This window comes from Mycolicibacterium sp. 624 (assembly GCF_040548615.1).
In the GTDB taxonomy this organism is placed as follows: Bacteria; Actinomycetota; Actinomycetes; order Mycobacteriales; family Mycobacteriaceae; genus Mycobacterium.
In genome coordinates, this window is sequence record NZ_JBEPRZ010000002.1 from 885,798 (window position 1) to 907,492 (window position 21,695).

Annotated in this window: 23 protein-coding genes; 6 read left to right on the forward strand and 17 right to left on the reverse strand. The window is 67.2% G+C overall.

The window, feature by feature from the left end; genetic code table 11:
• Positions 1–75 precede the first annotated feature (75 nt).
• The 4 genes from ABIA65_RS11235 to ABIA65_RS11250 form a co-directional block, all read right to left on the reverse strand.
• Positions 76–1,956, reverse strand: a complete 1,881-nt coding sequence (locus ABIA65_RS11235; protein ID WP_354523541.1) for an ABC transporter ATP-binding protein — start codon at positions 1,954–1,956, stop codon at positions 76–78.
• Between the two features lie 116 nt (positions 1,957–2,072).
• Positions 2,073–2,618: a chromate transporter gene (locus ABIA65_RS11240; RefSeq protein ID WP_354523542.1), complete on the reverse strand. Its 546-nt coding sequence runs from the start codon at positions 2,616–2,618 to the stop codon at positions 2,073–2,075.
• The gene (locus ABIA65_RS11245) at positions 2,615–3,181 is read right to left on the reverse strand and encodes a chromate transporter (RefSeq protein ID WP_241403241.1); all 567 of its coding nucleotides are present in this window, start codon (positions 3,179–3,181) and stop codon (positions 2,615–2,617) included. The genes ABIA65_RS11240 and ABIA65_RS11245 overlap by 4 nt, the downstream gene beginning before the upstream one ends.
• The gene (locus ABIA65_RS11250) at positions 3,174–4,163 is read right to left on the reverse strand and encodes a phospholipase D-like domain-containing protein (RefSeq protein ID WP_354523543.1); all 990 of its coding nucleotides are present in this window, start codon (positions 4,161–4,163) and stop codon (positions 3,174–3,176) included. Before ABIA65_RS11250 ends, ABIA65_RS11245 begins: the two co-directional genes overlap by 8 nt.
• 122 nt (positions 4,164–4,285) lie before the next feature.
• Here ABIA65_RS11250 and prrA point away from each other — a divergent pair, with 122 nt between their 5' ends.
• Positions 4,286–4,987 (forward strand): two-component system response regulator PrrA, encoded by a 702-nt coding sequence (prrA, locus tag ABIA65_RS11255; RefSeq protein ID WP_241403239.1) that lies wholly within the window; start codon positions 4,286–4,288, stop codon positions 4,985–4,987.
• A 6-nt stretch (positions 4,988–4,993) separates the two neighbouring features.
• Positions 4,994–6,346, forward strand: coding sequence for a HAMP domain-containing sensor histidine kinase (locus ABIA65_RS11260; RefSeq protein ID WP_241403238.1), 1,353 nt, complete (start codon positions 4,994–4,996; stop codon positions 6,344–6,346).
• A 20-nt stretch (positions 6,347–6,366) separates the two neighbouring features.
• Here ABIA65_RS11260 and arfC read toward each other — a convergent pair whose 3' ends face one another.
• The 4 genes from arfC to ABIA65_RS11280 are packed head-to-tail and all read right to left on the reverse strand — an operon-like array spanning position 6,367 to position 8,403.
• Entirely contained in the window at positions 6,367–6,798 is a 432-nt protein-coding gene (arfC, locus tag ABIA65_RS11265) for a channel accessory protein ArfC, sunset domain variant (protein ID WP_354523544.1), read from the reverse strand.
• Positions 6,798–6,950 (reverse strand): channel accessory protein ArfB, encoded by a 153-nt coding sequence (arfB, locus tag ABIA65_RS11270; RefSeq protein WP_241403236.1) that lies wholly within the window; start codon positions 6,948–6,950, stop codon positions 6,798–6,800. The genes arfC and arfB overlap by 1 nt, the downstream gene beginning before the upstream one ends.
• 11 nt (positions 6,951–6,961) lie before the next feature.
• On the reverse strand, positions 6,962–8,005 hold the full coding sequence (arfA, locus tag ABIA65_RS11275; RefSeq protein ID WP_354523545.1) for a channel-forming protein ArfA/OmpATb: 1,044 nt from the start codon (positions 8,003–8,005) through the stop codon (positions 6,962–6,964).
• A 35-nt stretch (positions 8,006–8,040) separates the two neighbouring features.
• Positions 8,041–8,403, reverse strand: a complete 363-nt coding sequence (locus ABIA65_RS11280; RefSeq protein WP_305853331.1) for an FKBP-type peptidyl-prolyl cis-trans isomerase — start codon at positions 8,401–8,403, stop codon at positions 8,041–8,043.
• A 31-nt stretch (positions 8,404–8,434) separates the two neighbouring features.
• Here ABIA65_RS11280 and ABIA65_RS11285 point away from each other — a divergent pair, with 31 nt between their 5' ends.
• Both ABIA65_RS11285 and ABIA65_RS11290 read left to right on the forward strand, forming a co-directional pair.
• Positions 8,435–8,683: a DUF2630 family protein gene (locus ABIA65_RS11285; RefSeq protein ID WP_241403233.1), complete on the forward strand. Its 249-nt coding sequence runs from the start codon at positions 8,435–8,437 to the stop codon at positions 8,681–8,683.
• 5 nt (positions 8,684–8,688) lie between these two features.
• Positions 8,689–10,254, forward strand: a complete 1,566-nt coding sequence (locus ABIA65_RS11290) for a phytoene desaturase family protein (RefSeq protein WP_354523546.1) — start codon at positions 8,689–8,691, stop codon at positions 10,252–10,254.
• Here the strand turns inward: ABIA65_RS11290 and ABIA65_RS11295 are convergent.
• The 7 genes from ABIA65_RS11295 to pdxH form a co-directional block, all read right to left on the reverse strand.
• Positions 10,251–10,670 (reverse strand): MarR family winged helix-turn-helix transcriptional regulator, encoded by a 420-nt coding sequence (locus ABIA65_RS11295; RefSeq protein ID WP_354523547.1) that lies wholly within the window; start codon positions 10,668–10,670, stop codon positions 10,251–10,253. The two genes, ABIA65_RS11290 and ABIA65_RS11295, sit on opposite strands and share 4 nt — an antisense overlap.
• Positions 10,660–12,096 carry an MFS transporter gene (locus ABIA65_RS11300; protein WP_371747079.1) on the reverse strand — a complete coding sequence of 479 codons (1,437 nt, stop codon included), beginning with the start codon at positions 12,094–12,096 and terminating at the stop codon, positions 10,660–10,662. The genes ABIA65_RS11295 and ABIA65_RS11300 overlap by 11 nt, the downstream gene beginning before the upstream one ends.
• A gap of 122 nt (positions 12,097–12,218) precedes the next feature.
• Positions 12,219–13,520: a citrate synthase gene (locus tag ABIA65_RS11305; protein WP_241403229.1), complete on the reverse strand. Its 1,302-nt coding sequence runs from the start codon at positions 13,518–13,520 to the stop codon at positions 12,219–12,221.
• A 62-nt stretch (positions 13,521–13,582) separates the two neighbouring features.
• The gene (locus tag ABIA65_RS11310; RefSeq protein ID WP_354523548.1) at positions 13,583–14,263 is read right to left on the reverse strand and encodes a TetR/AcrR family transcriptional regulator; all 681 of its coding nucleotides are present in this window, start codon (positions 14,261–14,263) and stop codon (positions 13,583–13,585) included.
• Positions 14,247–14,918 (reverse strand): TetR/AcrR family transcriptional regulator, encoded by a 672-nt coding sequence (locus ABIA65_RS11315; RefSeq protein WP_241403227.1) that lies wholly within the window; start codon positions 14,916–14,918, stop codon positions 14,247–14,249. Before ABIA65_RS11315 ends, ABIA65_RS11310 begins: the two co-directional genes overlap by 17 nt.
• A 34-nt stretch (positions 14,919–14,952) precedes the next feature.
• Entirely contained in the window at positions 14,953–16,227 is a 1,275-nt protein-coding gene (locus ABIA65_RS11320) for an MFS transporter (RefSeq protein ID WP_354523549.1), read from the reverse strand.
• A 36-nt stretch (positions 16,228–16,263) separates the two neighbouring features.
• Positions 16,264–16,926 carry a pyridoxamine 5'-phosphate oxidase gene (pdxH, locus tag ABIA65_RS11325; RefSeq protein WP_241403225.1) on the reverse strand — a complete coding sequence of 221 codons (663 nt, stop codon included), beginning with the start codon at positions 16,924–16,926 and terminating at the stop codon, positions 16,264–16,266.
• Positions 16,927–17,020: 94 nt separating this feature from the next.
• On the opposite strand from pdxH, the gene ABIA65_RS11330 reads away from it, so the two are divergent.
• Together ABIA65_RS11330 and ABIA65_RS11335 are read left to right on the forward strand one after the other, a co-directional pair.
• Positions 17,021–18,139: a citrate synthase 2 gene (locus tag ABIA65_RS11330; protein WP_241405477.1), complete on the forward strand. Its 1,119-nt coding sequence runs from the start codon at positions 17,021–17,023 to the stop codon at positions 18,137–18,139.
• The gene (locus ABIA65_RS11335) at positions 18,136–18,756 is read left to right on the forward strand and encodes a maleylpyruvate isomerase family mycothiol-dependent enzyme (RefSeq protein WP_354523550.1); all 621 of its coding nucleotides are present in this window, start codon (positions 18,136–18,138) and stop codon (positions 18,754–18,756) included. Before ABIA65_RS11330 ends, ABIA65_RS11335 begins: the two co-directional genes overlap by 4 nt.
• 40 nt (positions 18,757–18,796) lie before the next feature.
• On the opposite strand, the gene ABIA65_RS11340 is transcribed toward ABIA65_RS11335, so the two are convergent.
• Both ABIA65_RS11340 and ABIA65_RS11345 read right to left on the reverse strand, forming a co-directional pair.
• Complete coding sequence (locus ABIA65_RS11340; protein WP_241403223.1) at positions 18,797–20,209, reverse strand: APC family permease; 1,413 nt, start codon at positions 20,207–20,209, stop codon at positions 18,797–18,799.
• Between the two features lie 26 nt (positions 20,210–20,235).
• Positions 20,236–21,660, reverse strand: a complete 1,425-nt coding sequence (locus ABIA65_RS11345; protein WP_354523551.1) for an amidase — start codon at positions 21,658–21,660, stop codon at positions 20,236–20,238.
• Between the last annotated feature and the right edge of the window lie 35 nt (positions 21,661–21,695).

Here is a 21,695-nt window from a genome sequence, read left to right on the forward strand (position 1 = left end):
TGACGGCCACGAACGCGTCGCGATCAACCCCCTGCTTCAAGGTTCCCACGATGGACAACTGATTAACGCGTCGCATCATGCGGCGTCCAACTCGTCACGGAACTGCGTCTCATACAGCTCGGTGTAGCGCCCGCGGCGCGCCAGCAGCTGTGCGTGGGTACCCCGTTCGACGATGCGGCCGTCCTCGACCACCAGGATGACGTCGGCCGCCCGGATCGTGGACAGCCGGTGCGCGATGACGATGGACGTCCGGCCGTCGAGCGCCTCGGCCAGTGCCTGCTGCACGGCCGCCTCCGACTCCGAGTCCAGCGATGCCGTCGCCTCGTCGAGGATGACGACGCGTGACGTGCCCAGCAGCAGCCGGGCGATCGTCAGCCGTTGACGCTGCCCACCCGAGAGCCGGTACCCGCGCTCACCGACCACGGTGTCCAGTCCGTCGGGCATGTCGGCGACCACATCGTCGAGCCGGGCGCGGCGCAGCGCGGTCCACAGGTCGTCGTCTGTCGCGTCCGGGGCGGCCAGCGTCAGGTTCGACCGGATCGACTCGTGGAACAGGTGACCGTCCTGGGTCACCACGCCGACGGTCTGCTGCAGCGACGGGAACGTCACGTCGCGCACATCGGTACCGGCCAGCCGGACCGCGCCCGACGACACGTCGTAGAGCCTGGCCACCAGGGAGGCGATGGTCGACTTACCCGCGCCCGACGATCCGACCAGGGCCACCATCTGGCCGGGTTGCGCGATGAACGAGATACCGTGCAGCACTTCGTCTCCCCCGCGATCGTCCAGGACGGCGACCTCCTCCAGCGAGGCCAGCGACACCTCGGTCGCCGACGGGTAGCCGAACCGGACATCGTCGAACTCCACGCTCACCGGACCGTCGGGCAGCGGCCTGGCATCGGGCCGTTCGCGGATCAGCGGCACCAGATCGAGAACCTCGAAGACCCGCTCGAAACTGACCAGCGCACTGGCGATCTCGACGCGCGCGTTGGCGAGTGCGGTCAGCGGCGCGTACAGCCGCGTCAGCAGCAGAGCCAGCGAGACGATCGCGCCGGCCTGCAACTGCCCGCCGATCGCCAGCACGCCACCGAGTCCGTACACCAGCGCCAGTGCCAGCGCCGACATCAGCGTCAGCGAGTTCATGAACGTCGCCTGCAGCATGGAAGTCTTGACCCCGATATCGCGGACCCGGCCCGCCCGCACCGCGAACTCGTCGGACTCGCGCGCCGGGCTGCCGAAGAGCTTGACCAGCGTCGCTCCGGGCGCCGAGAACCGTTCGGTCATCTGGGTGTTCATCGTCGCGTTGTGGATGGCACCCTCGCGACTCAAGGACGCCATGCTGCTGCCGATCCGCCGTGCGGGTAGCAGAAACAGCGGCGTAAGAAGCAGCGACAGCAGCGTGATCTGCCATGAGATGCCGAGCATCACGGCCAGTGTCAGCGTCAACGTGACCAGGTTGGACACGACGCCGGACAGGGTGTCGGAGAACGCGCGCTGGGCGCCGATCACATCGTTGCCCAGTCTGCTGACCAAAGCGCCCGTGCGCGTCCTGGTGAAGAAGGCCACCGGCATCCGTTGGACGTGATCGAACACGGCGGTGCGCAGGTCGAGAATCAGACCCTCACCGATCGTCGACGACAGCCACCGGGTGAACATCGCCACGACAGCCTCGGCCACCGCGACGACGGCGATGATCACGGCGATGGCGACCACCGTCGCGGGCGCGCCGCCGTGCACGATCGCATCGACCACTCGCCCGGCCAGCACCGGCGTGGCCACCGCCAACAGAGCTGTCACAACACTGAGCGCGACGAACCCGCCGAGCCGTCGGTGGTGCCGCGCCGCGAACCGCCAGATCCTGCTCAGCAGGGCGCGGTTGGCCAGCGCGTGCAGGTCACCGCCCCGCGCAGTTGTCTGTCGGTACAGCGTCTGCCGTGCGACTGCTTCCAAGCTCATGTGATCACCGTAGAACCTCAACCATAGATGAGGTCAAAGGCTTCCCGGGCCCCGTCACCCTGTGGTTTCGGCGCGGAAAGGAGCGCTGACCGCTCCGAAGCGCGCCGAAATCACGATTAGACGATGCCGAAGTAGCCGATCACTCCTGCCGCGGCCACGACGATCAGCGGGTTGAGGCTGGTGCGCACGAAGATGACGGTGCAGATCGCGGTCAGCAGATAGGCGCGCCAGTCATGGTCGGCGGCGCGGCTCATCACCAGAGACGACGCCAGGATCAGGCCCACCGTCAACGGGGCGAAACCCTTCTCCACGGCGATCCGCCAGCGCGACTCCTCGGCCCTCTGCCAGAACAGCGTGATCGCGTACACCAGCGACGCCGCCGGGATGACCATGGCGGCCGTGGCGATCACCCCGCCGAGGATCGCGCCGGGCACGCCCCCGGCCTGCAGTCCAGCGGCGTAGCCGACCATGCCGACGATCAGGATGCTCGGTCCGGGCGCCGTCTGAGATATCGAGAACAGGTCGGCGAACTGCCCGTTGGTCATCCAGTGGTGCTGATTCACCGACCGCAGATGCATCTCGGGCAGCACGGCATTGCCCCCACCGATCGACATCAGGGACAGCCCGCCGAACAACAGCGCCAACTGCAGGTAAGTGCTCACGCTCTGGCCACGCCTCGGTCTCTGGGCCAGGCCCACACCAGTGCCAGCGGTGCGACGATCGCCAGCACGCCGAGCAGTGGCCACCGCAGCACTCCGTTGAGCACGAACGCGATCGCGAACAGACCCACCGGCACCAGACCGGTCAGGCACTTCTGTCCCGTCTTGATGACCATCGCCACGGTCAGTGCCACGGCCGCGGCCGACGCCCCGTGCAGGACACCCTGGACCGCGGGCACCTCCTTGAACCGGAAGTACAGCCACGACAGGAACAGCACGATCGCCAACGGCACCAGGCACAGGCCGACGACGGCAGCGATCGCGCCGGGCGCAGCGCGCATCTTCGTGCCGACGAACACCGCCATGTTCACCTGGTTCGCGCCAGGCAGGATGCGGCACATCGTCATCGCGGAGAGGAATTCCTCCTCGCCGAGCCAGTGCTTCTCGACGACGAGCACCTCACGCGACCACGCCGACAGGCCACCGCCGAACGAGGCCAGCGCGATGTGGTTGAACGTCCAGGCGATCTCTGTCAACGAGGGTTTCGGTGGTCCCACCTCACTCATGGGCGAGATCGGGATCGTGCGGGAAGTCGTCCTCGTGGTGCGTCGTCGGTTCGAGCGGATCGGGCGGCGCGTAGTGATGCGACAGCGCCCAGTCCTCCTCGAAGACGGACTTCAGCCGCGCGACGACAGCAGGATCGGCGATGGTGATACCGAGTTCGCGACGGAGGTCGAATGCGCTGCGGTCAATGTTCATCGAGCCAACCTGAGCCCGCTCGTCGTCGGCGATCAACAGCTTGGCGTGCACTCGCAGGTTCTTCTGCTTGTGCACCTTGACCCCGAACCGCCGCAGCGTCCGCAGTGATGCGAACGTGTCGAGCACGTCCCAGTCACTGATGCCGTGCCTCCCGCCGCACAACACGTGCACCTTGACGCCACGGCCTGCCGCGGCGGCGATGTGGTCGAGGATCACCGCGTCGACGTACTTGGGGTGTTGCACGTCCAGGCGCGTCGTCGCGGTGTCGATGAACTGGGCCATGTGCAGTCGCGAGTTCGCATTGCTCCACAGCAGCCCATCGCACGCCGACGGCACCCAGTCCGCCTCGTTCCAGTCGGCGTCGAACACCTCGACGATCTGGGCCACGTGCGCCGGGTCATGGGTGATGACGCCGTAATCGCGGGTGCTGGTGAAGTACTTCAGGCACAGGTTGAACGTGGCGACCAACGCGGCCTGTCCGTCGACGACGATCGACTTCTCGTGCGTGACGTAGAACTTCGGGTTCGTCCACTTGACGTCGATGCCCTCGGCGCGGAACTGCTCGAAGGTGTCGTCATTCGCACGGTCCCCGCCGGATCGCTTGGCGTTCAGCATCGCCCGCACGTCGACACCCGCGCGCCTCCTGTCGACAACGGCCGCGATCAACGTCTCGTCGGTGAACGTGAACTGTTTGATGAGCAGCGAGCGCTGCGCTGAGGAGATGAAAAGTCGGACCGGGTCGAGGCCGTCATCTGGCTCGACGATGAGACTGGGGCCGTTCGGCTGCACGACTGACGAAGCTAGCGCGCGCAGCGCATTCCCGCGTGCCAAGCACCGAATTCCCAGCTTCGGTTCATCTCCTGGTCACGCGCCTCCCGCATCCTGCGAACCCCATCGGGCAAGATAGCGGTATGGACACCGGAGGCGCATCCCCGCGAGTGCTGGTGGTCGACGACGACCCCGACGTGCTCGCGTCGCTGGAACGCGGGCTCCGCCTGTCCGGTTTCGAGGTGTTCACCGCGGTCGACGGCGCCGAGGCGCTGCGCAGCGCCACCGAGTCCAGGCCGGACGCCATAGTCCTGGACATCAACATGCCGGTACTCGACGGCGTCAGCGTGGTGACCGCGCTGCGCGCCATGGACAACGACGTACCGGTCTGTGTGCTCTCGGCCCGCAGCTCGGTCGACGACCGGGTGGCCGGCCTGGAGGCCGGCGCCGACGACTACCTGGTGAAGCCCTTCGTGCTGGCCGAACTGGTGGCACGGGTCAAGGCGCTGCTGCGCCGTCGCGGTTCCACCGCGACGTTCTCCTCGGAGACCATCGCCGTGGGCCCACTCGAGGTGGACATCCCGGGTCGACGCGCACGCGTCAACGGCGCCGACGTCGACCTGACCAAGCGGGAGTTCGACCTGCTCGCCGTCCTCGCCGAGCACAAGACCGCGGTGCTGTCGCGCGCGCAGCTCCTGGAACTGGTGTGGGGATATGACTTCGCCGCCGACACCAACGTCGTCGACGTGTTCATCGGCTACCTGCGCCGCAAGCTCGAGGCGGGTGGCGCACCTCGCCTGCTGCACACCGTCCGCGGTGTGGGATTCGTCCTGCGGCAGCAGTAACCGGCGGTGAACGCCTTCGCGCGAGTCTTCAGGCGCACACCGTCACTGCGGACTCGCGTCGCGTTCGCCACAGCCATCGCGGCCGCGATCGTCGTCGGCATCGTCGGAACCATCGTGTGGATCGGCATCACCAACGACCGCAAGGAACGCCTGGACCGCCGCCTCGACGAGGCCGCCGGCTTCGCGATCCCGTTCCTGCCGCGCGGCTTCGACGAGATTCCGCGCTCCCCGAACGACGAGGACGCGATCATCACCGTGCGCCACGACGGTGATGTGACATCCAACTCGAACGTGGTGCTGCCCGATCTGGAACCCGGGTACGCCGACACCTACGTCAATGGCGTGCGCTATCGGGTTCGGACGGTGCAGATCCGCGGACCCGGCCCGGACGCGCCTGCGATGTCGGTCGCTGTCGGAGCCACGTACGACGCGACCATCACCGACACCAACAACCTGCACCGCCGGGTGATCGTGATCTGCTCGTTCGCGATCGGCGCCGCCGCCGTCGCGGGCTGGCTGCTGGCCGCATTCGCGGTGCGGCCGCTCAAGCGGCTTGCCCAGCAGACGCGCGCCATCGACCTGGGCGGTGACGCGCCCGATGTCGAGGTCCGCGGCGCCACGGAGGCCGTCGAGATCGCGGACGCCGTCAACGGGTTGGTGCAGCGCATCTGGGAGGAACAGGACCGCACCAAGGCCGCGCTGACGTCGGCAAGGGACTTCGCCGCGGTGTCATCGCACGAGTTGCGCACCCCGCTGACTGCGATGCGGACAAACCTCGAGGTGCTGGCCACGTTGGACATGCCCGACGAGCAGCGCAAGGAGGTCATCAACGACGTCATCCGCACCCAGTCGCGCATCGAGGCCACGCTGTCGGCGCTCGAACGGCTGGCCCAGGGTGAGCTGTCGACCTTCGACGATCAGGTGCCCGTCGACATCACCGAGCTGCTCGACCGCGCAGCACACGACGCGATGCGGGTGTTCGGTGATCTCGACGTGTCGCTGGTGCCCGCGCCGACCGTCATCATCGTCGGCCTGCCCGCGGGGCTGCGCCTCGCGGTCGACAATGCCATCGCCAACGCGGTGAAACACGGTGGGGCAACACGTGTTCAGCTGTCGGCGGTGAGTTCGCGAGCCGGCGTCGAGATCGCCATCGACGACGACGGATGCGGTGTTCCCGAGGAGGAACGCACGGTGGTGTTCGACCGCTTCAGCAGGGGGTCGACAGCGTCGCACTCCGGCTCGGGACTGGGATTGGCGCTCGTCGCGCAGCAGGCCGATCTGCACGGTGGCACCGCGACGTTGGAGCAGAGCCCGATGGGTGGCGCCCGTCTGCTGCTGCGTCTCCCCGGACCGTCCTAGCTGTCTACCTCTGGACCCGTCTACTTCTTGTCGCGCTGAGACTTGCCGCTGTCCCACCGGTTGAAGCCGGCCGCCTCTGCCGACTCAACGTCGAGGAACCACACCTCGGCGATGGTCTGCCGGTAGCTCGGGCTCTCCGAGGAGTGATAGAGCATCGAGTCCTCGTTGCCCTTGACCGTGTAGCCCGACGGTCCGTCGGCCGACGCCACCGCCAGCCGCACGGATCCGGCGCCATAGGGCTCGGGTTCGGACGCGGGCTGCGTCTCGGTTGCAACGGCGGCGGCTTTGGCGGGCGTTGCAGTGGGCTTGGCAGCGACCGCCGACCCGCCTGCCAACGTGGACTTGGCGGATACGGGCACCTCACGCTTGACCCGGGCCACCATGAACGCCGCCGTGAGCACGAACCCGAGCACCGCGGCCAGCACGATCAACCAGCCGTTCGCCGCGCCCATCAGCGTGCTCCCAGCTCTCGTGAGCCCGGCATGTCGTCGAGTGCCTCCTGCTCACTGGTGCGTTTGATCGTGACCGTCGCCAGCAGCCACGCCAACAGCGACCCGACCAGGAAGGCCAGCAGATACCACAACCACGCAATGACGAAGTCCATGTCGAATCTCCTTAGCTGACTGTGATCTCGACGCGACGGTTCTGCGCGCGGCCCTGCGGCGTGTCATTGCCCGCCACCGGGTTGGCGGCGCCGGCTCCCCGAGACGTGACCCGGTCAGCGGCCACCCCGTCCGAAACAAGGGCATCCGCAACGGATTTGGCGCGGTTACCGCTGAGCGGGACGTTGATGCCGTCGTTGCCCGTGTTGTCGGTGTAGCCCACGACCGCGATCCTGGCGTCGGGGCAGGCCTTGAGCCGGTCCGCCACCTGCGACAGCAGCGACTGAGAGTCGCCAACCAGCGAGGCGCCGTCGGTGGCGAAGGTGATGGGCGTCCGCAGGAGTCCGGTGACGTCGGCCTGCAGCGAGGCGCACGCGCCTGCCGCACCCGGTCCCGGCGCAGCAGGTGGCGCCTGAACAGGTGAGGCCTGGGCAGGTGAAGGCGTCGAGGCGGCCGCTCGCACCGTGATGTTGTTGGCGATCCGCACATCCGGCCACGCCGCCGCAGCCGCGGATTCAACCGCGGCCTTCTCCGACTCGGACGGCGCCGTGCCCGTGAGCGTCAGCGTGCCGCTGTCGACGGCGAGGTTGAAGTCGGGGATGTTCGGCGTCACGCTGAACACCCCGCCCAGTGCGGCGACGTCGGGAAACCTGACCCCGGGTGCGATCTCGAGTTCGTCGACGATGGTGGCACCCGGCATTGCGAGGTCCATGGCCTCCAAGAGAGACGACTTCTGGGTCGCGTCGGGCAGCTGACCACCGAGGGTGAATCCGGTGGGGTTGCGGACGATCGAGAATCGACCGAAGGGCGCCGCCGGCTCGCTCGCGACGGGTGCAGGCGGCGTGGCCGTCAGCGTCGCGGACGGGTTGACGCTTGGCACCGTGAGGATCGGGTCGTCGGCCTGCTGTGTCGCCTTGATGCCGCCCCACCCGATCAGCGCTATCAGCAGCGGGACCGCCAACAGGGCCAGCAACCAGCCGATGCCGGGTGATCGCCGGTAGAACCTCGTCTCGGTTCGCCAGTCAGACACGGTGCGGTCGTCGTCAGAACCCGGCATCGGGCACTCCCCTCATTGACGGTCGGTGCGACCGATCAGCGGACGTCGAGCAGGTCGATGATGAAGATCAGTGTCTTGCCGGACAGCCGGTGCCCCGAGCCGGCCGCTCCGTATGCCTGAGCGGGCGGGATGACGAGCTTGCGCCTGCCGCCGACCCGCATCCCCGGGATGCCGTCCTGCCAGCCCTGAATCAGGCCGCGCAGGGGGAACTCGATGGACTCGCCGCGGTTCCAGGAGCTGTCGAACTCCTCGCCCGTGTCGTACTCGACGCCCAGGTAGTGCACGTTGACATTGCCGCCGGGGACCGCTTCGGCGCCATCGCCAATGGTGATGTCCTCGATGACGAGGTCGGCGGGCGCGGGACCGTCGGGAAATTCGATTTCGGGTTTGGTAGCCACGTTGATCACCGTAGTCGGGCACACTGGATTGGTGGACACAGACCGCGACATTCTCGCCCAGGTAAACGAGCTTGTCGCCGAGGAGAAGGACCTGCGAGCCAAGCTTCAGCGTCGCGATATCGGCGAGTCCGAGGAACAACGCCGCCTGCAGTCGCTCGAGGTCCAACTCGACCAGTGCTGGGACCTGCTGCGCCAGCGGCGCGCGCTGCGCGAAACGGGCCAGAACCCCAACGAGGCAAACCGGCGACCGGGTGACCAGGTCGAAGGCTATCTGAGCTGATCAGCGTGCCGGGACCGGACGACCGCTTCGACGCTGTCGTGGTGGGCGGCGGCCACAACGGCCTGGTCGCGGCCGCCTACCTGGCCCGCGCGGGTCGTCGGGTGCGTCTGCTGGAGCGCCTCGACCATGTCGGCGGCGCGGCCGTGTCGAGCTATGCGTTCGACGGCGTGGACGCCCGCCTGTCGCGCTACTCCTACCTGGTCAGCCTGTTGCCGCGAACCATCATTGACGACCTCGGCGCCCGGATCCGGCTGGGCAGGCGCAGCGTCTCGTCCTACACCCCCAACCCCGCCGACGGCGGCCAGACCGGCCTGCTGGTCGGGGCGGTGAGCAACTTCGACGCGATCGGCGCCGGGCGCGACGCGCAGGGTTTCGCCGAGTTCTATCGCCGGTGCGGGACCGTCACCCGGAGATTGTGGCCGACGCTCACCGAGCCGCTGCGCTCCAGATCGGCGGTCCGCCACCATGTCCTCGACGGCGGCGACCCCGACACCGCCGCGGCATGGGAGGCGATGATCGACCGCCCGATCGGCGCGGCGATCACCAGTGCCGTCGATGACGACCTCATCCGCGGCGTGATGGCGACCGACGCCCTCATCGGCACGTTCGCTCGCACCGACGATCCATCGCTGGTGCAGAACGTGTGCTTCCTCTACCACCTGATCGGCGGCGGAACCGGCGACTGGGACGTGCCGATCGGTGGCATGGGAGCCGTCACACATGCGCTGGCCGCGGCGGCATCGAGCTTCGGCGCCGAGATCGTCACCGGTGCAGAGGTCTTCGCCGTCAATCCCGACGGAGAGGTGCGCTACCGCACCGCCGACGGGGATCAGCGGGTGCACGGCGAGGTGGTGCTGGCCGGCGTCACCCCCACGGTGCTGGCCGGTCTACTCGGCGAGACCGCACCCGTGACGGCACCCGGCGCGCAGGTGAAGGTGAACCTGATGCTGCGGCGTCTCCCCCGCCTACGCGATGACAGTGTCACGCCCGAGCAGGCGTTCGGCGGCACGTTCCACGTCAACGAGACTCTGCGCCAACTGGACTCGTCGTTCGCCACGGCCTCCGCGGGACGGGTGCCCGCACCGTTGCCGTGCGAGATCTACTGCCACTCCCTGACCGATCCCACCATCCTGTCCGATGAGCTGCGGCGTTCCGGCGCTCAGACGCTGACGGTGTTCGGGCTGCACACCCCGCACGCGCTGATCACCGCGGGCGATGGCGACCAGGTGCGGGACGCTCTCACCGACGCCGTGCTGGAATCACTGAACTCCGTGCTGGCCGAACCGATCACCGACGTCGTGATGCGCGACCTGCACGGTAGGCCCTGCATCGAGACCAAGACCACCGCCGACCTGCAGGACGCACTGGGCATGACGGCGGGCAACATCTTCCACGGCGCACTGGCCTGGCCGTTCGCCGAGGACGACGAGCCTATGGACACCGCGGCGCGTCGCTGGGGCGTCGCGACACATCACGATCGAATCATGTTGTGTGGGTCGGGCTCCCGCCGCGGTGGCGCGGTATCGGGCATCGGTGGACACAGCGCGGCGATGGCGGTCCTGGGCCGCTAGTACGCCCGCAGCTTGGCCAGGATGTCACGCAGCGCGTGCAGCTCGTCCTCACTCAGCGCGTCGAACACCGGCGGCGCCGGGTCGTCGATGCTCGTGATGAGGGCCTCGACGTCGCGACCCGCATCGGTGAGCGAGACGAGCTTGGACCGCCGGTTCGTCGGATCGGGTGTGCGGATCACCAGCCCACGGTCCTCGAGGTCGTTGATGGCGACCGTCGTGGCGGGAGCGTCCATGGTCGCGGCCTCGGCGATCTGCTTGGGCGACATTGGCCCTCGCGCAAGGCGGCGAAGCACACGGACACGGCTGAACGGCAGCCCGGAGGCCTCGACCGTCGCCCGCCGCCAGTTGTCGCGGTTGTCGAACACCACGGCGGCAAGGTCTCGCCACACCTCGTCGGCCAACGGGTCACGCGACACGGACGTCATCCTTCCGGTCCGCTTCGCCCGCGATGAGCGGTGCCAGACGCTCAGCCGAGCGCAGCGCCCGCGGCGACGTCGAGAACCATCCCAGCGCGAGGATGACGACGCCGAGCCCGACGCAGACGAACCACAGCGGCCGAACCGCCGACGCGAAGTCCGAGCCGATCTGCGTCAACGCCGAACCCGTCACCGACCCGCACAGCGCGACACCGATGCTCACCCCGACCTGGCGGCTGGTCGACGTGACGGCCGAGGCGGCACCGGCCCGCTCGGTCGGCATGCCGCTGACGGCGGCGTTCGTGATCGGCGCATTGACCATCGAGAAGCCGATGCCGAACACGGTGAACACCACCATCAGCGCCCAGATCGGGGTGGACGCCGTGAGGAACACCAGCATCGCCGAGGCCGCGGTGATGAAAAGCCCGGCGGTCAACAACGACGGCCGCGCACCGTAGCGTCCCACCAGCCGGCCCGATAGCGGTGAGAATGCAAGTGCGCCAATGGCGATCGGCAGATAGATCAGGCCGGTCTGCATCGCCGAGTAGTGACGTTCGGCCTGCAGGTAGATCGACATGATGAACAGGAACGCCCCCCACGCGGCGAAGGCGCTGACCGCCGTCAGCGTCGCCGACGCGAACGGAATGCTGCGGAAGAAACGCAGATCGATGAAGGGATCGTGGCGCCGCGACTCATACCGCAGGAAGGCCACGAACGCCGCAACAGCTGTGATCGCGATGGTCAGCACCCGGGGGTCCGTCCAGCCCATACCGGGGCCTTCGATGAGCGCGAACACCACGCCGAACAGGAAGATCACCGCCAGCAGCTGCCCGACGGGATCGATATTGCGCATGGTCGAGGACTTGGACTCTGGCACGAAGATCGCGGTGAGCGCGATGGCCGCCGCACAGATGGGGAGGTTGATCCAGAAGACGGCCCGCCAGCTCACCAGTTCGATCAGCAGACCACCGACCGTCGGGCCGAGCGCCATCGCGATACCGACCACCGCGCCCCACAACCCAAGCGCCCTCGCCCGCTCAACGCGCCCGGTGAAGATCTGCGAGATGATGGACAGCGCAACGGGATTCATCATCGACCCACCGATCGCCTGGACGAACCGCGCCGCGATCAGCATCTCGATGCTGGGCGCCACACTGCACAACAGGGATCCGAGCGCGAACACCGTCAGACCGATCTGGAACACCCGCCGCCTGCCGAAGCGATCCCCCGTCGCACCCGCGAGCATCAGCAGCGACGCCAACACCAGCGTGTAGACGTCGATGACCCACTGCAGCTGGGTCGGCGAGGCGTGCAGATCGGTGCGGATCGCGGGGATCGCGACGTTCACGATGGTGGCGTCCATCGACACGATGAGCAGGCTCAGGCAGCAGGACATCAGGATGATGGCCTTGCGCCGTGCCGTCATCGACTCGATGTTCATTCGACTATTGTGAAACTACAACCATTACCAATGCAAACTAATGTGGCCGAACAGACACAAAGCCCCTCAATCCGGTGGATTGAAGGGCTTTGCGACTGCTCGCGAGACTAGCGGCCGTCGATACCGGCGTAGTCGCGCTCGGTGTAACCCGTGTAGATCTGGCGCGGACGGCCTATCTTGCCCGGCTCCGAGTGCATCTCCCGCCAGTGCGCGATCCAGCCGGGCAACCGGCCGAGCGCGAACAGCACCGTGAACATGCGGGTCGGGAAGCCCATCGCCCGGTAGATCACGCCGGTGTAGTAATCGACGTTCGGGTAGAGCTTGCGCTCGACGAAGAAGTCGTCGGTGAGCGCGATCTCCTCGAGTTCCTTGGCGATGTCGAGCAGCGGATCCTGGACGCCGATCTTGCCCAGAATCTTGTCGGCCTGCTCCTTGACGATGCGGGCACGCGGGTCGTAGTTCTTGTAGACCCGGTGACCAAAGCCCATGAGCTTGACGCCGTCCTCGCGGTCCTTGACCTTGCGGACGAACTCCTTGACATCACCGTCGGACTGGCGGATCTTCTCCAGCATCTCCAGCACGGCCTGGTTCGCGCCGCCGTGCAGCGGACCCCACAGGGCGTTGATACCGCCGGAGATGGACGTGAACAGGTTGGCCTGCGACGAGCCGACCAGGCGCACCGTCGACGTCGAGCAGTTCTGCTCATGGTCGGCGTGCAGGATCAGCAGCATGTCGAGCGCCCGGACGATCTCGGGATCGACCTCATAGGGCTCGGCCGGGAAACCGAACGTCATCCGCAGGAAGTTCTCGACAAGCGTCAGCGAGTTGTCCGGGTACAGGAACGGCTGACCCTCGGACTTCTTGTAGGCGTAGGCGGCGATGGTGGGCAGCTTGGCCAGCAACCGGATGGTCGACAGCTCCACCTGCTTGTTGTCCAGCGGGTCCAGCGAGTCCTGGTAGTAGGCGCTCAGCGCGTTGACCGCACTCGACAGCACCGGCATCGGGTGCGCGTTGCGCGGGAAACCGTCGAAGAACCGCTTCAGGTCCTCGTGCAGCAGCGTGTGCCGCTGGATCTGGTTGGTGAACGACTCCAACTGGTCGGCAGTCGGCAGCTCACCGTAGATCAGCAGGTAGCTGACCTCGATGAAAGTCGACTTCTCCGCGAGCTGCTCAATCGGGTAACCGCGGTAGCGCAGGATGCCCGCGTCACCGTCGATGTACGTGATCGCGCTCTTCGTAGACGAGGTGTTGACGAAGCCACCGTCGAAGGTGGTGTAACCGGTCTTGGCCAGCAGCGAACCCAGCGCGATGCCGTCCGAACCCTCGGTGGCGGGCACGATGTCCAAGTCGATTTCGCCGCCCGGATAACGGAGCGTGGCGACCTCGTCGGGACTGGCTTTTTCGGGCACTTTAACCCTTTCTGCGATTGTCGACCGGGACTGGGCGGTCCGTCACCAGATGAAGGTAGTCGCTATCCATCGAGCGCGCTTAAGTGGGGGAGCCTGTCGAGGTCCGGTTCACCGAGCGAGGGCTGCCAGGTCCGCCGGAACAGTGCGACGGTCGCCGACAGGCGATCACAGATGACGCGAGATTCGATCGGGTCGTTCCCCGGTTGCCCGAGGCCTGCGAAGGAGTCCGAGAAGAGGATCGCCCACGTGTCGGCGACCAGAGTGACGGCCCGGTCGCCCACCGGAACGCCCATCCGCCGGGCCATGACCCTCATCGTGGCGCCGTTGGAGACGTCGTGCCGCAACGACAGCGCCGAGGCCCGATACGACGTGGAGCCGTTGATGATCCGAATCAGCATTGCCATCTGCCGAAACCCCGGCGTCTCGTAGCCGTCCCTGCCTGTGAAGACCTCGATGGACGCGCCGAGCAATGCCTCGTACTCGGTGATGCCGGCGGGCTGCTTCTCCATTGCCGCGGCCATCAGAGCGTCCAGGTCGTCTGTGATCGCAGCGACCACCGACACCTTGGTCGGGAAGTACCGGCTGAACGTCCGCGGCGACACGTCGGCGGCAGCGGCGATCTGCTCGACCGTGGTCTCGTCGTAGCCATGGCGCAGACACAGATCGGCCGCGGCCTCGATCAGCTGTGCACGCGTCCTGCGTTTCTTGCGCTCGCGCAAGCCGGCATCAATGGCCTGCGCCATGCACCGCCCCATCGCCTGAGAGCAGGTCCGCCGACATCTGGGCCACCTGCGCGAAGGCCTCGTTGATTCGGTCCACCATGACCAGCGGGCCGAGGCGGAAGGTGTCGGTGTCGCTGATTAGGTCGCCGCACGCGGTCACGATCGTCGACGAGAAGACCGCGCCGACCAGCCGGCGGCTCCGATCCTCCACGTTCACGCCCATTCGCTTGGCCAGGACCACCTCGGTCATATCGTGCTTGAACTCGACGGCCGCCTGGCGCAGCGTGTCCGAGGCGTTGATGACGCGCAGCATCAGGATGATGCGCTCGGTCGTCATCCGGCCGACCTGGCGCTTGGCGACGCGGGTGAGCACCGCCACGTGCGCCTGACGCATGGCCTCCAACGGACCGACGTCGGCCTGGACTGTCTCCAGTTCGATGGCGACCTCGTGTGAGTAGTCGTCAATGAGCGTGAGGAATACCGCGTCCTTCGTGGCGAAGTACCGGCTGAACGTGCGGGGGGAGACGTCGGCGGCAGCCGCGATCTGATCGACGGTGGTGTTCTCGTAGCCCTGGCGCAGGCACAACTCCATAGCCGCGTCAATAAGCATCGATCGAGTCCGCTGTTTCTTGCGCTCGCGCAAGCCGGGAGCGGCGCCGTCCGCGAGTTCAGCCACGCGCGGAATGTTAACTCCCGGACATGAGAATTCCTTAAGTTACTTGCCCAATCACGCGATAGTGCACGAACGCGGGCACGGCCAGGCTGGCGATCACCACACCCACCACGACCAGCGCGCCACCACCCGCCGCGGCCACCGTGGTGCCGACCGCGGCGGCCGTGGCGCCGTGGAGCGCATCGGCGACTCGCGGACCACCAGCGACCACCACGGTGAACACCCCCTGCAACCTCCCTCGCAACTCGTCGGAGGCCGCCTGCTGCAGGATCGTCGACCGGAAGGCCGCCGACACCATGTCCGCGGCTCCCCCGATGGCAAGCAACGCCAGGGCGATCCACAGCAGCGTGCCCGCCTGACCGCCCGCCAGCCCGCTGGCCAATCCGAACCCGACCATGGCAACGCCCCACACCACGATCGCGATCACCACCGCGAGGCCCTGGCGCCGGATCCGCGGCAGCCACCCGGAGAAGACGCCGCCCGCCACCGCGCCCACCGACATCGCCGCGGCAAGCAGCGCCATGATGAGACCGCCATCGACCGGTCCGCCGAAGCTCACGTGCGCCATCTCAGGGAACAGTGCCCGCGGCATGCCGAAGATCATCGCGATGAGATCGACGACGAACGACATGAGAACCACGCGGTTACCCGCGAGATACCGAAAGCCGTCCAGCACCGCGCCCAGACCCCACCTGCTCGCACCATCGGCGGCGGGCGAGGCGGGCATCCGGGACAGTCGCACGGTCGCCCATATGGCGGCCGTACACGTCACGGCGTCGATCAGGTACAGCGTCGACAGGTCGACGACGCTCAGCAGCATCCCGGCGAGCAGCGGCCCGAGGATCGCCCCGAACTGCATCACCGTCATGTTCAGCGAGTTGGCGGCGGGTAACTGCTCCCCCGGCAGTATCCGCGGAATGGCGGCCGACCGCGTCGGAGAGTTCACCGCGTAGAACGCCTGCTGCACCGACAGCAGACACAGCACCAACCACACATTGTTCAGCGCCAGCGCTGCCTGTAGCCACAACAGCACCGACGCCAGCGCCAGACCACACGACGAGATGATGAGCAGAAGCCTGCGATCCATTGCGTCGGCCCACGCGCCACCCCAGAGGCCGAACACCACGAGCGGGACCAGCGCGAAGATCCCGGCCAGCCCGACATAGGCCGAGTTCTGCGTGAGCACGTACAGCTGCACGGGCACGGCGAAGATCGTGAGATTCGCCCCGATGACGGTCGGGATGCCGGCCAGCCACAGCCGCCGAAAATCCGGCGTTCGCAGCGGTGTGGTGTCGGCGAAGAGGCTAGCCACCCGGTCTGGTGGTCGCGGGGGGTGCGACGGGGGGTGTCACGGCTGCAGACGCTCGATGTGCTCGCCGGTCACCCGAATCCTGTTGTGCACGCGATCCTCTCGGCCCTGCCAGAATTCGACGACATCGGGGGCGATCAGGTATCCACCCCAGTTCGGCGGCACCGGGATGACATCGAGATTCTCGAACTTGGCGCTGACCTCGGCCAGTCGCCCCAGCAGCGCCTCCCGCGAGCTGATCGGGTGCGACTGATGCGACGCCCACGCCCCCAACTGCGAGCCTCGGGGGCGCTTGGACCAGTAGTCCGCGGTGGCCTCGGCGGACACCTTGGTCACCGTGCCGCGGACGTGGACCTGGCGGCCTATGCCGTACCAGGGGAAGGTCGCCGACGCGTAGGGGTTCGCGGCGAGCTGGCTGCCCTTGTCCGAGTCGTAGTTGGTGAAGAAGCTGATTCCGGTCTCGTCCACGCTCTTGCACAACACACTTCGGGTGACGGGCCTTCCCCGCGAATCGACCGTGCCGACCACCATCGCATTGGGCTCTGGCAGGCCCGCCCGTTCGGCGTCGGATATCCACGTGCGCAACAACGTGATCCACCCGTCGGCGAGCCAGTCGGCGTCCAGATCCGGGCTACCGTCCTTTCCCACCGAGCCGTACTCCGCCCTCATCCGTGCCAAGTGCCCGCCGTCGTCGTGCGCCATACGCGACGACGCTACGCCCGCCTGTTCACCGCCCCTTTACCGACCGCTGGTGACCCCATTCGAGCCAAGTGCAAGAATCCGAACTATGAGTGGCATGCCTGGGGTGCCCGACGACTTCGTCGCCGGCCTGGAAGGCGTCGTAGCCTTCACGACCGAGATCGCAGAACCCGACAAGGACGGCGGCGCGCTGCGCTACCGCGGCGTCGACATCGAGGAGCTGGTCGACCGACACGTCACATTCGGTGACGTGTGGGCGCTGCTGGTCGACGGGGAGTTCGACCGCGGGCTGATGCCCGCCGAGCCGTTCCCACTGCCCATCCACAGCGGCGACGTCCGCGTCGACGTTCAGGCGGGCCTGGCGATGCTGGCCCCGATCTGGGGCTACGCCCCGCTGCTCGACATCGACGATCAGACCGCCCGCGACCAGCTGGCCCGTGCCTCGGTGATGGCGCTGTCCTACGTCGCGCAGTCCGCCCGCGGCATTCATCAACCGGCCGTACCGCAGCGCACCATCGACCAATGCTCCACCGTGACAGAGCGTTTCATGACCCGATGGAAGGGCGACCCCGATCCCCGGCACGTCGAGGCGATCGACGCGTACTGGGTGAGCGCGGCCGAACACGGTATGAACGCGTCGACGTTCACCGCCCGAGTGATCGCCTCCACCGGTGCCGACGTGGCGGCTGCGCTGTCTGGGGCGGTGGGTGCGATGAGTGGTCCGCTGCACGGTGGCGCACCGGCCCGGGTGCTGCCGATGATCGACGAGGTCGAACGCAGCGGTGACGCTCGCGCCGTGGTCAGGGGAATCCTCGACCGCCACGACAAGCTGATGGGCTTCGGACACCGGGTCTACCGGGCCGAGGATCCGCGTGCCCGGGTCTTGCGGGCGACCGCGCAACGGCTCGACGCACCGCGATATGAGGTGGCCGCCGCGCTCGAGCAGGCCGCCCTCGCCGAACTGCGCGAACGGCGCCCGGACCGCGCCATCGAGACCAATGTCGAGTTCTGGGCCGCGGTGATGCTGGACTTCGCCGAGGTACCCACCACGATGATGCCCGCCATGTTCACCTGCGGTCGCACCGCGGGCTGGTGCGCCCACATCTTGGAGCAGAAGCGTCTCGGCAAGCTGGTGCGCCCATCGGCCATCTATGTCGGCCCGCAGCCACGCAGCGTGGAGTCGGTCGCCGGGTGGGACCGCGTCTCGGTCGCGTGAGCGCCTCGACGTCCAAGACCTTCGCCGCCGCCGCCGAGGCGTTCGTCGACCTCGTCGGTGCCATCCCCGCCGATGCGTGGGACGGGCCTGGCCTTGGCGACTGGGATGTGCGCTCGCTCGTCGGTCACACCTCGCGTTCGTTGATCACGGTGAGCACCTACCTGCAGACCCCGGCTGAGCGCGAGGACCTCGCAGGCCCTGTCGAGTACTACACCCGCATTCGCGACGTCGCGGCCACCCTCGGCGCCGCCGAAGTCACCGAGCGGGGCAGGCAGGCGGGCCGAGACCTCGGCGCCGACCCCGCCGTGGCGGTGGCCGATCTGCGCCGCCGCGTGCTGGCCGACCTGGCCGGTGTCGATGACGACCCGTTGATTGCGGTGATCGGCGGGCTCGGCATCCGGCTGAGCGGCTATCTGCCGACGCGCACCTTCGAGATGGCCGTGCACGGTCTCGACATCGCCCGCGCCACCGGAATCGATTTCACGCCACCGACACCAGTTCTCGACGAGGCGACCGCGCTTGCCGCGCGCATCGGTGTCGCCCTGGAGCAAGGCGAGACCGTGCTGCTGTCGCTGACGGGCCGCGCGCCGCTGCCCGCGGGATTTTCCGTCGTATAGGTGACCCCCGGGTGAGAGCGGGTTCGGCGGCATCACACCGCTAGTTGATGCGGTCTTGTACATAGCGGCGGTAGCCGTACATCGTCAAGGCAATGACGAGCACACCGAAACCGATGAGCTCTTCCTTCCAGCCGCCGTACCCGGTGAGCGCGGGATGTGTTGCAGCAACGAGGAAGAACGTCAGATTGGCGAGCGCCAGCAGTGCGGCCACGGCATCCCACCAGCGAGGAAGGCGGAAGGAGCGGTCGGGGGCCACGCCGGAGCGTCTCAGCAGCAGGTATCCGGTGAGTGCGATGATCACGGCGACGAAGTAGCCCAGGTTCGAGGCGAATATCACGCCGAGGAGATTTCCGACGAAGACGATCAGACCGATGTTGAGGACCAGTCCGACGGCCATCGCCCTGGCCGGCATCCGAAAACGGTTGAGCACTCCGAGTTGTCGTATCGTCAATCCGCTTTCGGCCATGCCGAACAGAGCGCGTCCACTGTCGGCGATCGACACCGACATCAGGTTGAGCATGGCCAGGCACAGTACGACGATCGCCAGCGGTCCGGCCGCACCGAACAGAGTCTCGAACAGAGTGATGTTGAAACCGATTGGGCTGGAGGTGATCTCTGGTTCGCCGACGGTGCCGGTGACGACGATGGGCATACAGGCGAACACCACCAGCGACATCAGCCCGGCGGCGGTCAGCGCCTTGGGGACATCAGTGCGTGGATTGCGGTACTCGGGTGTGAAGGTTGCGGCGATCTCAGTGCCGTAGACGGTCCAGCCCATGAGGAAGAGCCACACGCAGGCCACTATCAATGGTGCGGCCCCGTCGACTGACGTCAGCGCCCACGTCAACCGTTCGAGGTGAATCTGCCCCTGCACAATGGACGTCCCGACCACGGCGAGCATGACGATGACCACCAGCGCGTTGACGACGTAGCTGACACGCACCGCCGGTTCGATCCCGAAGACGTTGAGCAGCCAGACCCCGAACAGGGACGCCAGGGCGATCAGGTGCGCCAACCCCAGGTGCACCGGGCCCACCGTCAGCTCGGTGGTGACCTGTGAGAACCATTGGTCGCTAACGAGTTCCCCGATGACCAGTGCGGTGGTGGTCAGCCCGAAGGACCACCCGACCCAGTATCCCGCGGAGGCCAGGGCGCCGAGGGGATGAAACACCTTGTGCCAGGCCTGGTAGGCGTATGTGGCGACTCCGCCAGCCTTGTCGGGGAACATCGCCGCCATCTCGGCGTACGTGAAGTTCTGCAGGATAGCGATGGTCGCCGAGATCGCCAGCAGGGTGGCGGCGGTCCACCCGCCGAGCGCGCCCACCCAGTAGCCGATGACCGACAGCGCCGCTGCGGGCAGCGCCAACGCAAGCGACAGCGCGGCCCGCCACGTCATCGTTCGTGCGAAATGGGTTTCTGAGCCGGTACCCGTCTCGGTAGGCGACGTTGTCATGGATGGTGCCTTTCGTCAGGGGTGCTTCAAACGTCCGAGGATGGTGTGGGCAGGGTCGGCCAGGTGGTCGGGACTGTCGCGGCGCGCTGCAGGTGTAAGGCGATCGCGAACGGGGTGTTGTCGTCGTAGGCCCGGCCAACGATCTGGACGCCCGTCGGGACGTCGTTGTTGGCGAAGCCGGAGCGGATCGTCAGGGCCGGGTGTGCACTGAGAACGTTGAACAGGATCGACGGCAGTGCCTCCATATAGAAGCTCAGTGTGGTGCCGCCAACCTCGAGACCATGCCCCACGTAGTCATCACCGGCTAGGAATCCGCGCGTGGCCACGGCTGGCAGCACGAGCGCATCGAATTGCTGGAACAGCGGCGCGATCTTCGACTGCAGGGCCGCTTCGATGGCGAGACCGTCCAAGAAGCTGCGGGTCCCACGTCGTTGCGCGGCCCAGCGCGCGAATTCTGGGACGTAGGGATTGATCTGGTCGGGGTGCTGATCGGATTCGTGGGTCAGGGCGGCGCCGAAGATGGCGTCGTAGTGGATGGCCGCGGCGTCGATCACGTCGTCGCGTTGCACCGGGAGCGCCATTTCCTCCACCGAGATTCCGGTGGCGGCTAGCGCTTGTCCGAGCGCGCGAGTGTTGTCGGCGATCTCGGGGTCGACGGGCCAGTCCTGGCCGGTGATGACGCCCACTCTCCACTGTGACGGGGCGGCCGACGGTGCTGGCGGCAGCTGGGATGCCAGATCGTCGGGGTGCGGGCCGGCGATTATGCGTTGCAGCGTCAGGCAATCGGCGACGGTGCGGGCCATCGGGCCGCAGTGGCAGTAGCGGTCGAGGTTGAACGGGGCGTCGACGGGGACCCGGCCGTGGGGTGGCTTGTAGCCGACGGTGCCGTTGAACGACGAGGGAGTGCGGATGGATCCGGCGAGGTCGGATCCGGTGGCCAGCAAGGTCATCCCCGTGGCGAGCGCCACGGCTGAACCGCCAGAGGATCCACCGCTGGAGTACCGGGGATTCCATGGGTTGGTTGTCACACCCCAGAGCGATGACTGAGTGAACGCGGCCGAGGAGAATTCCGGGGCCGCCGACCTCCCGTGGATGATGGCGCCGGCATCGAGGATGCGCTGCACGAACGGTGCGGTGTGATCCGCGACGAGACTGCGGTAGATGGTCGATCCCTGTGTCCAGGGATCGTCGCGGATGGCCTCGTCCTCCTTGACCAGTACGGGGATGCCCTCGAGTGGCCGAGCCGCATCGGGGTCGGTGCGGTAAAGGTGTTCTGCGGTATGAGCCTGCTCCATCGCGCGGTCGGCGAACACGTGCGCCACCGCCCGGTAGTGCGGGTTGAGATCGGCGATCCGTTTTAGGGTGGTGGCCATAACCTCCACGGGTGAGAGCGACTGGTTGCGGTAGCCCGCCAGGACGTCGGGAACCGTCCAGGACGTGGGGTCGGACATGATGCCTCGTTCAGGATCGAAGATGACTGTGGGTT

Excerpts from the sequence above, each read along its gene's own strand:
- arfA (WP_354523545.1), bottom strand. The coding sequence starts at position 8,005 with ATGCCGGGTTCTGACGACGACCGCACCGTGTCTGACTGGCGAACCGAG.
- ABIA65_RS11310 (WP_354523548.1), bottom strand. The coding sequence starts at position 14,263 with ATGGCGCAGGCCATTGATGCCGGCTTGCGCGAGCGCAAGAAACGCAGG.
- arfB (WP_241403236.1), bottom strand. The coding sequence starts at position 6,950 with ATGGACTTCGTCATTGCGTGGTTGTGGTATCTGCTGGCCTTCCTGGTC.
- prrA (WP_241403239.1), top strand. The coding sequence starts at position 4,286 with ATGGACACCGGAGGCGCATCCCCGCGAGTGCTGGTGGTCGACGACGAC.
- pdxH (WP_241403225.1), bottom strand. The coding sequence starts at position 16,926 with ATGGCGCACGACGACGGCGGGCACTTGGCACGGATGAGGGCGGAGTAC.
- ABIA65_RS11235 (WP_354523541.1), bottom strand. The coding sequence starts at position 1,956 with ATGAGCTTGGAAGCAGTCGCACGGCAGACGCTGTACCGACAGACAACT.
- ABIA65_RS11300 (WP_371747079.1), bottom strand. The coding sequence starts at position 12,096 with ATGACGGCACGGCGCAAGGCCATCATCCTGATGTCCTGCTGCCTGAGC.
- ABIA65_RS11340 (WP_241403223.1), bottom strand. The coding sequence starts at position 20,209 with ATGACAACGTCGCCTACCGAGACGGGTACCGGCTCAGAAACCCATTTC.
- ABIA65_RS11345 (WP_354523551.1), bottom strand. The coding sequence starts at position 21,660 with ATGTCCGACCCCACGTCCTGGACGGTTCCCGACGTCCTGGCGGGCTAC.
- ABIA65_RS11330 (WP_241405477.1), top strand. The coding sequence starts at position 17,021 with ATGCCTGGGGTGCCCGACGACTTCGTCGCCGGCCTGGAAGGCGTCGTA.
- ABIA65_RS11245 (WP_241403241.1), bottom strand. The coding sequence starts at position 3,181 with ATGAGTGAGGTGGGACCACCGAAACCCTCGTTGACAGAGATCGCCTGG.
- arfC (WP_354523544.1), bottom strand. The coding sequence starts at position 6,798 with ATGGGCGCGGCGAACGGCTGGTTGATCGTGCTGGCCGCGGTGCTCGGG.